Source organism: Clostridiisalibacter paucivorans DSM 22131 (assembly GCF_000620125.1).
GTDB lineage: Bacteria > Bacillota > Clostridia > Tissierellales > Clostridiisalibacteraceae > Clostridiisalibacter > Clostridiisalibacter paucivorans.
Genome location: NZ_JHVL01000039.1, coordinates 1 through 12,985 on the forward strand (window position 1 = coordinate 1; position 12,985 = coordinate 12,985).

At 31.7% G+C, this 12,985-nt stretch carries 14 protein-coding genes and 1 riboswitch; of the genes, 4 read left to right on the forward strand and 10 right to left on the reverse strand.

Annotation, left to right across the window (positions count from 1 at the left end; translation table 11 throughout):
* The coding region (locus Q326_RS17165) for a UPF0236 family transposase-like protein (RefSeq protein WP_034601817.1) at positions 1–208 on the reverse strand (208 nt) is incomplete at its 3' end.
* Between the two features lie 304 nt (positions 209–512).
* A riboswitch (SAM riboswitch) is annotated at positions 513–618 on the forward strand.
* A 121-nt stretch (positions 619–739) separates the two neighbouring features.
* On the opposite strand from Q326_RS17165, the gene Q326_RS0110815 reads away from it, so the two are divergent.
* From Q326_RS0110815 to Q326_RS0110830, 4 genes are all read left to right on the forward strand, one after another.
* On the forward strand, positions 740–1,756 hold the full coding sequence (locus Q326_RS0110815) for a methionine ABC transporter ATP-binding protein (RefSeq protein ID WP_026895408.1): 1,017 nt from the start codon (positions 740–742) through the stop codon (positions 1,754–1,756).
* Positions 1,749–2,399: a methionine ABC transporter permease gene (locus Q326_RS0110820; protein ID WP_026895409.1), complete on the forward strand. Its 651-nt coding sequence runs from the start codon at positions 1,749–1,751 to the stop codon at positions 2,397–2,399. Before Q326_RS0110815 ends, Q326_RS0110820 begins: the two co-directional genes overlap by 8 nt.
* Positions 2,400–2,413: 14 nt before the next feature.
* Positions 2,414–3,235, forward strand: a complete 822-nt coding sequence (locus tag Q326_RS0110825) for a MetQ/NlpA family ABC transporter substrate-binding protein (RefSeq protein WP_026895410.1) — start codon at positions 2,414–2,416, stop codon at positions 3,233–3,235.
* A 452-nt stretch (positions 3,236–3,687) separates the two neighbouring features.
* Positions 3,688–3,978 (forward strand): hypothetical protein, encoded by a 291-nt coding sequence (locus Q326_RS0110830; RefSeq protein WP_026895411.1) that lies wholly within the window; start codon positions 3,688–3,690, stop codon positions 3,976–3,978.
* Between the two features lie 211 nt (positions 3,979–4,189).
* Here the strand turns inward: Q326_RS0110830 and Q326_RS0110835 are convergent, their stop codons facing one another.
* The 9 genes from Q326_RS0110835 to hisC form a co-directional block, all read right to left on the reverse strand.
* Positions 4,190–5,626, reverse strand: a complete 1,437-nt coding sequence (locus Q326_RS0110835) for a carbon starvation CstA family protein (protein WP_026895412.1) — start codon at positions 5,624–5,626, stop codon at positions 4,190–4,192.
* Positions 5,627–5,758: 132 nt separating this feature from the next.
* Positions 5,759–6,526: a LytR/AlgR family response regulator transcription factor gene (locus Q326_RS0110840; protein ID WP_026895413.1), complete on the reverse strand. Its 768-nt coding sequence runs from the start codon at positions 6,524–6,526 to the stop codon at positions 5,759–5,761.
* Entirely contained in the window at positions 6,523–8,214 is a 1,692-nt protein-coding gene (locus Q326_RS0110845) for a sensor histidine kinase (protein ID WP_034601937.1), read from the reverse strand. Before Q326_RS0110845 ends, Q326_RS0110840 begins: the two co-directional genes overlap by 4 nt.
* Positions 8,215–8,614: 400 nt before the next feature.
* Positions 8,615–9,247, reverse strand: a complete 633-nt coding sequence (gene hisIE, locus Q326_RS0110850) for a bifunctional phosphoribosyl-AMP cyclohydrolase/phosphoribosyl-ATP diphosphatase HisIE (protein ID WP_026895415.1) — start codon at positions 9,245–9,247, stop codon at positions 8,615–8,617.
* A gap of 4 nt (positions 9,248–9,251) precedes the next feature.
* Positions 9,252–10,019 carry an imidazole glycerol phosphate synthase subunit HisF gene (gene hisF, locus Q326_RS0110855; RefSeq protein WP_026895416.1) on the reverse strand — a complete coding sequence of 256 codons (768 nt, stop codon included), beginning with the start codon at positions 10,017–10,019 and terminating at the stop codon, positions 9,252–9,254.
* A gap of 13 nt (positions 10,020–10,032) precedes the next feature.
* The gene (hisA, locus tag Q326_RS0110860; RefSeq protein ID WP_026895417.1) at positions 10,033–10,749 is read right to left on the reverse strand and encodes a 1-(5-phosphoribosyl)-5-[(5-phosphoribosylamino)methylideneamino]imidazole-4-carboxamide isomerase; all 717 of its coding nucleotides are present in this window, start codon (positions 10,747–10,749) and stop codon (positions 10,033–10,035) included.
* The gene (gene hisH / locus Q326_RS0110865) at positions 10,746–11,348 is read right to left on the reverse strand and encodes an imidazole glycerol phosphate synthase subunit HisH (protein ID WP_026895418.1); all 603 of its coding nucleotides are present in this window, start codon (positions 11,346–11,348) and stop codon (positions 10,746–10,748) included. The genes hisA and hisH overlap by 4 nt, the downstream gene beginning before the upstream one ends.
* A complete protein-coding gene (gene hisB, locus Q326_RS0110870; RefSeq protein ID WP_026895419.1) occupies positions 11,349–11,933 on the reverse strand; it encodes an imidazoleglycerol-phosphate dehydratase HisB in 585 nt (194 codons plus the stop codon).
* Complete coding sequence (gene hisC, locus Q326_RS0110875; protein WP_026895420.1) at positions 11,930–12,985, reverse strand: histidinol-phosphate transaminase; 1,056 nt, start codon at positions 12,983–12,985, stop codon at positions 11,930–11,932. The genes hisB and hisC overlap by 4 nt, the downstream gene beginning before the upstream one ends.

Below are 12,985 nucleotides of genomic sequence, written 5' to 3' on the forward strand. Positions count from 1 at the left end.
CAATCTCACCCATTACTGTCTTGATACATGTTTTCTTGAAACCTTTATTTCTATATATCTTCTTATCTCTTTCTTTCATTAGCTCATCATCTAGTTGATTAAGTAGCTCTGTGATTATTTCACATGCCTGACGGCAAACAAATTCATAAATCCTTTTCTCTAAATCCTTGAAATTTATATCCATTTCCTTTAAACTTATCTTATACATGTAATCACCTAACTTTCTAGTTTTCTTCGCAGATACTATTATATTGGATGATGCATGTATATGAAAGATGCCTTAAGGCATCTTTTTTATTTTTTGTCCTTTTTGCCTACTAAAATTATACTCTAAGTTGGTATTTATACACTTTTCTAACAATGTGATTGCAATTTTTCCCTACCCATTTTTAACACTACTATTTATTATTAATTATATCACTATTCTTAAAAAATAAACACACTAAAACAACTTTACTCTTGACATTTGTTTTTTTGAGATGTATAATCTGTTTAATGAAAAATTTAATAGACTCTTATCTAGAGAGGTGGAGGGACTGGCCCTATGAAACCCGGCAACCAGTACGATATTTGTACATGGTGCCAATTCCAGCGGTATTTGTTATCGAAAGATGAGAGAGGGAATCTTGATTTCAAACCTCTTTCGTCAAAGGGGTTTTTTTAATGCTAAAATCCCTATAGAGGTATTTTTATGACCTAGATTCTTTATTTTGTTAATTGGTTAAAGGAGTGAAGTATTATGATATCTATTGAAAGCTTAAACAAAGTATTTAAAAACAGTGACAAAAGCAACTTCTATGCCCTAAAAAATATAAATTTAAAGATTCAAGAAGGAGAGATATACGGAATAATAGGGCTAAGTGGTGCAGGTAAATCTACTCTTATTAGATGTCTCAATAGACTAGAAGAGCCCTCTTCTGGTGAAATATATATAGACAATAGTGACATCACTAAATATAATACCTCCCAATTAAGGGAATTAAGAAAAAGTATTGGTATGATTTTTCAACATTTTAACATATTGAGCTCCAGAACAGTTTTCCAAAATATAGCCTTTCCATTAGAAATCTCAGGATATAGTAAAAATGAGATCAAAAAAAGGGTTGAAAAACTTCTAGAGCTAGTAGAACTTTCAGATAAAAGGGATACATATCCCTCCCAATTAAGTGGAGGCCAAAAACAGAGGGTTGCCATAGCAAGGGCCCTCGCCAATGAACCCAAGATACTTTTAAGTGATGAATCCACATCTGCATTGGACCCTAAAACTACTAAATCTATACTAAATTTAATTAAAAAAATCCAAAAAGAGATGAGTTTGACTGTAATATTGATTACACATCAAATGGAAGTTATAAAGGAAATCTGTGATAAAGTAGCAATAATTGAAGATGGTGAAATTATAGAATCGGGAAATGTAGAAGATATATTTGCAAGCCCCAAAACCAAAACTGCAAAGGCCTTTGTATCCAGTATTCATACCAATACTGAAGAAGAGTTGAATTTTCCTAAAATCAAAGGTACTAAAGTTATAAAACTAAAATTTTTAGGCGAGACATCAAAGGAACCCTTAGTATCTCAAGCCATAAAGAAGTTTGATATTGACATAAATATCTTATCAGGCAATATAAGTGAACTTATGAAAACCAGTGTAGGTCATTTGATAATTCAAGTTTTTGGAGAGTGTAATGAAATAGAAGAGACAATCCACTGGTTCAATACTAATAAAGTTAATACAGAGGTGATTTGGAATGGCTGATATTTTACATTTACTTATTGACCCCCTTTGGGAGACGCTATATATGGTCGGTGCTTCCACAATATTTTCGTTGGCATTGGGACTTCCTTTGGGAGTGCTATTAGTTATAACTGAAAAGGGAGGCATATGGGAAAAAACTATGCTCAATTCAATTTTGGAGACTATAGTTAATATAAGTCGATCTTTCCCTTTTATTATTCTAATGATCTTAGTATTTCCCCTTTCAAAATTTGTTGTGGGAACTACTATCGGGACTACTGCCAGTATAGTACCTCTATCTATAGCTGCTGCTCCATTTGTTGCTAGAGTAATAGAATCTTCACTTAAAGAGGTAGACAAAGGAATTTTAGAGGCAGCAGACTCTATGGGAGCCACTATTCCCCAAATAATATTTAAAGTATTAATCCCTGAGGCTATGCCTGCATTAGTATTAGGTATTACTTTGACTATTATAAATTTAATAAGTTATTCTGCCATGGCAGGAGCCATAGGGGCTGGTGGTTTAGGAGACTTGGCAATAAGATATGGTTTTTATAGATTTCAAACTGATGTGATGATTGCTGCTGTAATTGTCATAATAATTTTGGTTCAATTAGTACAGTGGTTGGGAAATACCATTGCTAACAATATAAATAAAAAATAGGAGGTTGTTATATTATGAAAAAAATTATTTCTCTTTTATTAGTATTAACTTTACTAGGTTCTATCACTTTAGCAGGATGTGGCAATAATAATTCCAATGGTGATACTTCTAAGGAAGACAATGTAATTACAATAGGTGCGTCTCCTGTCCCCCACGAAGAGATACTTAACGCTATTAAAGCAGATCTAGAAACACAGGGCATTGAACTTAAAATAATCCAATTCACCGACTATGTTAAACCTAATATGGCTTTAGCAGATGGTGAAATAGATGCCAATTTCTTTCAGCATGAGCCTTATATGAATAAATTTAAAGAAGAAAAAGGTGTAGATATTACATCATTAGGTAAAGTGCATATAGAACCTTTGGGATTATATTCAAACTCCGCCTCTTCCATTGAGGAATTAAAAGATGGTGCCTCTATAGCTATACCAAATGACCCTACTAATGGTGGTAGAGCATTAATACTTTTACAAAACAATGGATTAATAAAACTAAAGGAAGGTATTGGATTAGAAGCTACAGAATTGGATATAGCTGAAAATCCAAAGAACTTTGTATTCAAACCTCTTGAGGCAGCTCAACTCCCAAGAGTATTAGATGATGTAGATGCAGCCGTAATAAATGGAAACTATGCATTGGAAGCAGGATTAGTACCTACAGAAGATGCTATCCTTATTGAAGGTGCTGACTCTCCATATGCAAATATTATAGCTATTAGAAGTGGCGAAGAAAACAGCGAAAAACTTCAAGCATTGTTAAAAGCCCTTCACTCCGATAAAGTTAAAGAATTTATTGAAGAAAATTATAATGGCGGTGTTGTACCTACATTTTAACATTTGAAAATATAATAAAATAAATTATTTGGTAAAAAGAACTACTCCTTTCTGGCAATAATTAAACCAGAAAGGAGTAGTTCTTTAAATTTTTGGATGTGATTTTCTATAAAACATCTAAAAAGCCCAGTATCAATAGACCAGTAAGAAGATCAAAGCCTAAAATTAAAATACTAGTAATTATTAGTACTGGCTTTGTAAAAATTCACAATGCAATTTGATTTAAATTTATTTTAAATTTCTACATAAGGATTAAAACCATTCTCTTTCAATTCATAATTTACTATATTGTAAAGTTTTGTTGTGACTGTAAAACTAAATATCATTTTTTACAATTATTTGTAATATATGCTATAATAGTTATATTGAAACATTTGTTTTTTTCTAATAATTATTCTGTAAATAAAAAATATATTGCTAGTCTTAGTTTACAGAAGAAAGTAGGTTGTTTTATGTTTGATGTAAAAGATAAGGATTCAATTATCTATAAAAAGATATGCCCTGTAATGGTTAAATTATCATACCTGTTGTTGTTTTCTGCACTATATACTTCGGCAATAGATGCAGAAAAATATTTTAAAATAATTGCAATCATTTTGCCAATTATACTGGTATTTATTTCTTTCTTAGCAGGGCTAGAAGAAATTTATATTAAAAATAGAAAAATACTTGGTTATACATGCTATGTCTTAGGCGTTATTATTCCAACTCTTCTTCTTTATATGTTATATATTGTATCTTAAACGTCTCTTATAAATAAAATTATGATAATCTATATTTATTAATATAATTTTATTTATACTTTACCTATGAAGAATTGAAACTATTTAAAGGCCCTTGATATTTTTAAAAATATCAAGGGCCTTTATTATTAAATAGTCTAAGTGGTTCGTATGTGTGTAGATAAAGATTAATTTAATTTATTTAGCCACAAGACTATCTCTTCACTTTTATTTATACATTGTTCTGTACAGTATTTGTATTATTAGATACTTTACTTTGAACCTTTAAAAATATAATCAAAGCTACTATAGCAGCTAAAATACCTACTGGATATGAAATACTAGTAGAAAGTCTAAATCCCTCTTTTGCTTGTAAAATATATGTTACAGACACAGCTGTCATAAATGTTGCGGGCACCGTTGATATCCAATGCAATTTATTATTTTGTATAAGATAAGCTGATGCTGACCACAATACAATCGTTGCTAATGTCTGATTCGACCATGCGAAATATCTCCATATTACATTAAAGTCTATTCTAGTTAATGCAAATCCTATTGCAAATATGGGTATAGCTAACATTAATCTATTTTTTATAACTCCTTGCTTATATCCAACTGCATCTGCCATAACTAATCTTGCACTTCTAAATGCTGTATCTCCAGATGTTATAGGCGCAGCTATAACTCCCAACATAGCTAATAAACCACCTATAGTTCCCAATAAGCTACTAGATATTGTATTTACTACAGCTCCAGGTCCTCCTGCATCTACTGCTGCATCAAGCCCTAATACTCCTCCATCAAAAAACGTCATTGCCGCTGCTGCCCAGACCAATGCTATTATACCTTCTGCAATCATTGATCCATAGAAAATCTTTCTGCCGTATTTTTCATTAGTCATACATCTAGCCATCATAGGTGATTGAGTAGCATGGAACCCTGATATGGCACCACATGCTATAGTAACAAATAACATAGGCCATAAAGTCAATCCCTTAGGATGCATATTAGTCAATGTAACTTCTGGTATATTATATCCCTTTATTACCATCATTCCCCCTATTCCAATAGCCATTATAAGAAGGGCCGCTCCAAATAGAGGATAAACTCTACCAATAACCTTGTCAACTGGCAATATTGTTGCCATAAAATAATAAACTAGTATTATAGCTAACCATATATTTAAACTTCCCAACCCAAATAGTTCTAAATCTGCAAGTAATTTAGCAGGTCCAGTCATAAATACTGTTCCAACAAGGATCAGCAATACTACTGAAAATACCCTCATAATCCTCCTTGCATTCTCTCCTAAGTATATACCTACTATTTCTGATATACTTTTACCCTCATGTCTAACAGAAAGCATTCCAGAAAAATAATCATGTACTCCTCCTGCAAATATACTTCCCAATACTATCCATATAAAGGCCGCAGGTCCAAAAAGTGCTCCCATAATAGCACCAAAAATAGGTCCTAATCCAGCTATATTTAAGAACTGTATCAAGAAAATTTTACTCCATTTCATCGGAACAAAATCCACCCCATCAGTCATAGATATCGCTGGAGTAGGTCTATCCTCCTGAACTCCGAAAACCTTTTCAACAAAGGCTCCATAAATGAAATATCCTATTATAAGTATTGCTATGGAACTCAAAAATGATACCATATGAAAAACCTCCTTATTTTTTCTCCAACCATTATTATAATGGTTTATATTTTTTATGGAAGTTTTTATGAATAAGTTGTCATTTTTTATGTTTCTTTAGCAATATTTGTGTATAAGATACAAGTTTATTGTCTACTTTATATCCATAATCTTTTTAAATTCTTTAACCTGACTCCTACTTACAGGTATTTTTTCTTCTACATTCTGCATTTTAACTTGATATGTGCTATTAAACCAAGGCTCAATAGACTCTATATAATCTAAATTTATGATAAAACTTCTGTGACTTCTGAAAAAACCACAATGTACTAATTTTTTTTCAAGTTTACTCAATGTGTCCTGATAAATAAATCTTCCCTTCTTTGATATAACTATGGTATCCCTCTCTTCTACTGTACAATATATTATATCTTTGGAATCTAGAGGTATCAATGCTCCATTCTTATATAGACAGATTTTATTTACCTCTCCTTCTTCCTTTACCTTTATATCACTAATTAATCTCTCTATATGTCTTTCATATTGAGGAGTTATAGTCTTACTTATAGACCTTATCTTATCTAATGCCTTTTCTAATCTAACCTTAGAAACTGGCTTCAATAAATAATCTATTGCATTTACTTCAAATGCCTTTATTGCAAAGTCATCATATGCCGTTACAAATATTATTAATGGCTTTTTTTCTCTTTTATATATTTCCTCTGCCACCTTCAAGCCATTTATCTTTGGCATTTGAATATCTAATATCACTAAATCTGGATTAAGTATATCATTCATTTCTATCGCTTCTAATCCATGAGATGCTTCTCCAACTATATTTACATCTTCTATATCCTCTAGTAAGTATTTGATTTCTTCCCTTGCTGGCATCTCATCATCTACAATAAGACAATTTATCATTTAAAGTCACCTCTCTGCTTAGGAATTTTCATAATCACCTTGGTACCTACTCCAACATTACTTTCTATCTTCAAACCATAATTATCACCATATTTATTTATTAATCTCTGATTAACATTTATAAGTCCTATAGATTGGTTTCCCTTGTCATTAGAAAATATATTATATAACTTTTCCTTTTCCATGCCTATTCCATCATCTTTAACAATAAGTATAGTTTCTTCTTCCATATCTTCTGCAATTATATCTATTGTTCCATTATCTAATTTCTCCATTATACCATGTTTTATAGCATTTTCAACCAATGGCTGTAATATTAATGGTGGCAAATAACATTGTATATCTTCATCTATATGGTATTTTACGTTTAATTTATCTCCAAATCTAGCCTTTTCTATTTCTAAATATGAATTTATATGCTCTATCTCTTTCATTAGATTTACTTCTTCTTGATTTTGTTGGAGATTCTTTCTAAAGTAATCACCAAGATGTATCAATAGCTGTCTGGCCTTATCAGGTTTTATCCTTATAAAAGATACTATTGTATTTATAGCATTAAATAAAAAATGGGGATTTATTTGAGCTTGAAGTGCCTTTAATTCGGCCTTAGCTAATAATTTTGATTGTTCTTCTATTTTGCTCAATTCTATCTGTGTAGAAAATAGCATTGCTAGCCCCAATGCCAGTTCTAAATCAATTTGTGTAATGGCATTTTCTGTAGTCTTATAAAGCTTTAATGCACCTATGACATTATTCTGTCCTTCCAATGGCACTATAACTGCCGATTTTAATTTGCAATTACTATTACCACAATCAATCTGATCACTATTGTAAGCTACCCTATAATTTCCATATTTAATTACATCTTTAGTCAACCCTGTTTTTATATCATCTCCCGTTATATGGTGATCTTCTCCGATACCCACATGGGCCAGTATTTTTTCTTTATTAGTTATAGCCACCGCCTTTAAATCTGTCATATCATATATTATTTTAGCAGTCTCATAGGCAGTTTCTTTATTAAACCCCTTCCTCAAATACTTTAATGTCTTATTGGCTATCTTTAATGCTCTCTGGGCTTGGATTGCAGCAGCCTGTTCCTGATCCTTAAATATGGTTTCTATTATGCCTATAAATATGGATATGCCTATTGCATTGGCCACTATCATAGGTATAGCAATGATTTCAACCAGTCTCACTGCCATATCAAAGGGTCTAGCAACCATCAATATTATTACCATTTGTAGCATCTCTGCAATAGCTCCCGCCGCCAATGCAAATAACCACTTATTGTCTGTTTCATAAAACTTCTTACTTAAAAACCCTGACATTAGTCCCTCTGTGATAGTAGATAATGCACAAGCCAGTGCAGTAAATCCTCCAATATCTATAATCCACCTATGTCCCCCAGCAATAATCCCTGATATTACTCCAACAAAGGGACCACCTAAAAGCCCTCCAACAAATACTCCAATAACTCTAGAATTGGCCAATGCTCCCCGTATAGGTATACCTGAATATGTTCCAAATATACCAAATAAGCCAAAAAAAACAGATAAAATTATTTTATCTTTATATCCTATTTTATTCTTTTCTAATAAATGCCTAAAAACATTTACCTTTGACAGTATAAATGCCAATACTATTATTATACCTACCCTATTTCCTAAATTGCCCATTATATCCATTACCAATGATTACCACTCCCTTTTGGCAGTTCTTGGTTCTTAGTTCTTAGTTCTTAGTTCTTGGTTCTTAGTTCTTAGTTCTTGGTTCTTGGTTCTTAGTTCTTAGTTCTTGGTTCTTGGTTCTTAGCTCTTGGTTCTTAGCTCTTAGAAAAAAGTAGAAATCTATAGGATTTCTACTACTTACTTATTCTACAATATATATTTGTCAATAATCTGATATATAAATTATATATTAATACTCTTATTTTGAAAACACCTGGAAAAAAATAGTTGGTAATTAAAAATTAACTACCAACTCAGATTGCTAACAACCATACAATTATAATAAAGTCATAAAAAAGTTAGTAGTTTAATGATGCGAACCATAGGTTCTCTACCATCAACTACTAACTACAAACTACTAGCTACGAACTGTATTATGCCTTTTGTACAATTCCCCTTTTATATCATCTATATCTATGCCCATATGAACTAATAACACCAATATATGATATACCAAATCACTTACTTCATAAACTACTTCATCTCTACTTTCATTTTTAGCCCCTATTATTACTTCACTGGATTCTTCCCCTACCTTTTTCAATATCTTATCTATTCCCTGGTCAAATAAATAGTTGGTATATGAGCCTTCTGTGGGATTAGATCTCCTGTGTTCTATTAATTTATATAATCTATATATGAAATCTTTAATTTTTCCATCAATATCTTTGTCTAATATATTATTATGAAAACAAGAATATTCTCCCGTATGACAAGCCACACCCTTTTGTCTAACTTTAACTAATATAGTGTCACCATCACAATCATAGTCCATTTTTATTATTTCTTGTGTATTTCCTGATTCCTCCCCCTTATGCCAAAGTTTTTTTCTACTCCTACTATAAAACCATGTCTCTCCACTTTTCCATGTTCTCTCCAGTGATTCCTCATTCATATATGCTAACATTAACACTTCATTAGTATTGATATCTTGAATTATTGCAGGTATAAGTCCATTTTTATCAAATTTTATATCTTTTATAAAATCCATATAATCAGTCCTTTCTCACATTTACACCGTTCTTAGCTAAATAATTCTTTAACTTAGGTATAGATATTTTATTAAAATGAAATACAGATGCCGCCAATGCCGCATCAGAGAACCCTCCATTAAAAACTTCATAAAAATCTCTATATTCTCCTGCACCTCCAGATGCTACTATAGGCACATTGGTCTCATTTGATATAAGTTTCATAAGTTCTATATCATATCCGTCCTTTACACCATCGGTATCAATACTGTTTATAACTAGTTCTCCTGCTCCTAACTGGACAGCTTTTTTGGCCCATTTTAATACATCTAGCCCTGTATTAATCCTTCCACCATTTATATATACAGTCCATCCTGAAGGAGCTAAATTATCTCTTTTAGCATCTATTGACACTACCACACATTGACTCCCAAATTTTAATGCCCCCTCTGTAATCAGTGTCGGTGTCTTTACTGCACTAGAATTTATAGAAATTTTATCTGCACCTGACCTTAAAATCTCAGTAAAATCCTCCAAGGTCTTTACTCCTCCACCCACAGTAAAGGGTATAAATATCTCATCTGCAGTCCTTTTTACTACATCCAAAAATATATCTCTTTCTTCATATGAAGCAGTTATGTCATAAAATACCAATTCATCTGCTCCTGCATCGTTATAATATTTAGCTAATTTTACAGGGTCCTCAACGTCTCTTATATCTTTAAATTTAGTGCCCTTGACTACCCTGCCATTTTTCACATCAAGACATGGGATTATTCTCTTGGTTATCATATAACACCATCTCCTATTGCCCTATTTTTTTATTAAGACATTCGAAATCAATATTTCCATTGTATAATGCCTTGCCTATTATACATCCATATACATCCATTTCTCTAAGTTTAAATACATCCTCTATTGTACTTACCCCTCCAGATGCTACTATATCTATATTGCTTTTATCCATTATCTCGCTATACATCTCAAAATTAGGCCCTTTCATCATGCCATCCTTTGATATATCAGTATATACTACGGTCTTTATCCCCATTCTTTCTAGTTCCACTATAAAATCTACTGCATTTATACTAGAAATACTTGTCCATCCATGTGCTGCTATAAGACCATCCTTTGCATCTATGGATATAACTATATTATCTCTATATTTCTTTAACACATCGTTTAAAAATCTTTTATCCTCAATAGCCTTAGTACCTATTATAACTTTATCTGCTCCCATATCTATATAACCAGTTATATCTTCTAATGTTCTTATACCCCCTCCTATTTGGATAGGTATATTTATTGATAATATTATTTCTTTTATTATTTCCCTATTAAAGGATTTTCCTTTCAATGCCCCATCTAAATCTACAATATGGATATATTTTGCACCCTTTTTTTCCCAATCTTTTGCCACTTGTACAGGATTATCATTGTAAATAGTTATATCTTTAAACTTTCCCTGTTTCAGTCTTACACATTTGCCATCCTTTATATCTATAGCTGGATAAATAATCATATTACCATCTCCCCAAATGCCTTTAATAGATTTAGTCCTATTTCTCCACTTTTTTCTGGGTGAAACTGCATTCCATATACATTATTATTTTTAACTATAGCAGGTACTTTAACTCCATAATCTGTATATGCTATAATTTCTTTTCCATAGGGTTTTGCATAATAAGAATGTACAAAATATACATAGCTTTCTTCTTTTATATATTTTAAAATAGGATCTTCATCATTAAAATATAACTTATTCCAGCCCATATGGGGAATCTTAACATCTTGATTAAATTTTACAATATCCCCAGATATAATGCCTAATCCTTCATATTCACCATCTTCATAGCTTTTATCATACAGTAATTGCATCCCTAAACATATTCCCAAAAGAGGCTTTTTATTATAGACATTTTTCTTTATACAATCTGTTAACTGGCTATTGTTTAACTTAGATATGGCATCCCTAAAGGCACCCACTCCAGGTAATATCAACCCCGATGCATTATCTATATCCTTTATATTATCGGTTATTTGAGCTTCAAATCCCAATGCATTCAATGCCTTTTCCACACTGCGCACATTACCAACACCATAATCTATTATTGCAATCATTTAAATCACTCCCTTTGTAGACAAAACCCCTTCTATCCTCGGGTCTATAGATGTAGCTTGGTCCAATGCCCTTCCAAATCCTTTAAATATCCCTTCTATAATATGGTGGTCATTCTCACCCGAAATCTCCTTTATATGTAATGTTATACCACTATTATTTACAAATGCATTAAAAAACTCCCTTACCAATTGGGTTTCAAACTCTCCCACCCTTGGAGTAAACAGTTGTACATCAAAGGATAAATGGGGCCTTCCTGAAATATCCAATGCTATTAATGATAATGCTTCATCCATGGGAGAATAAAGACTTGCATATCGTTTTATACCCTTTTTATCTCCCAATCCTTTTTTAAATACACTACCTAATAGTATCCCAATGTCTTCTACAGTATGGTGCCCATCAACATACAAATCCCCTTCACATTTTAAACTCAAATCGAACATACCATGAACAGCAAATAATGTTAGCATATGATCAAAAAATCCTATGCCTGTGGATATATTTACCTTTCCCTGTCCATCTATATTTAATTTTAGCTGAATATTAGTCTCTGTTGTCTTTCTACTATCTTTCACTACTCTCATATTTTAACCACTTCCCTTAATGTATCTACAAATAATTTATTCTCCTCTGATTTTCCCACAGTCACTCTAAAACATCCATTGAGTTTTCCTCCATTAAATGGTCTAATCATAAAACCCCTTTTAATTAGTTCTTCAAATATATTCTCTCTATCTATACTAAATAATATGAAATTAGTTTCCGATGGATATACGATAATGTCATCTATTTTTTTCATTTCTGCATATAATTTATCCCGCTGTTTTTTTATATACTCTATATTATTACTAATAAATGTCTTTTCATCTAAGATAATCTCTCCTACTATTTGTGATATGGCATTTAAATTATATGGAGGTTTTACTGCTTTGATATAATTTATTATCTCAGTATTAGATACAAGATATCCTGTCCTTATACCAGCCAACCCAAATGCCTTAGAGAGAGTTCTCAATACTATTAGATTATCAAACTTATTGACTAATGATATCACCGTTTCTCCACCAAATTCTATATATGCCTCATCTACTACAACTATGGCGTTTGTCTGTTTTATTATTTTGATAATATCTGTTTTAGAAATTATATTCCCTGTGGGATTATTTGGGTTACATATAAATATTACTTTAGGTTTCAATCTTTTACTTGCGTCTATAATTTCATCTACATCTATATTAAAATTATCATCAGATTCTATACCTATATAATTAGCCCCTATAATATCACATCCATGTTTATACATAACAAATGTGGGAGTATGGGCCAACACTGTATCTGATTTGTCCACAAATGTTTCTAAAAGTAGCTTTATCATTTCATCAGAGCCATTTCCTGTAATTATGTTTTCCTGCTCCACTCCCACATATTGGGCTATTTTTTTCGTTAAAATATTTGCATCTGTATCAGGATAGTAATTCAGTGACACCTTTTTAAATCTACCTATTATTTTATCCATCACAAATGATTCCAATATAAATGGGCTTTCATTGGCATCCATTTTATATTTATAACTATATTTGTTGGGCATATAGGGTTTCAGTCCCTTTACACTCTCCTTGACAAGTTTATCTATCAT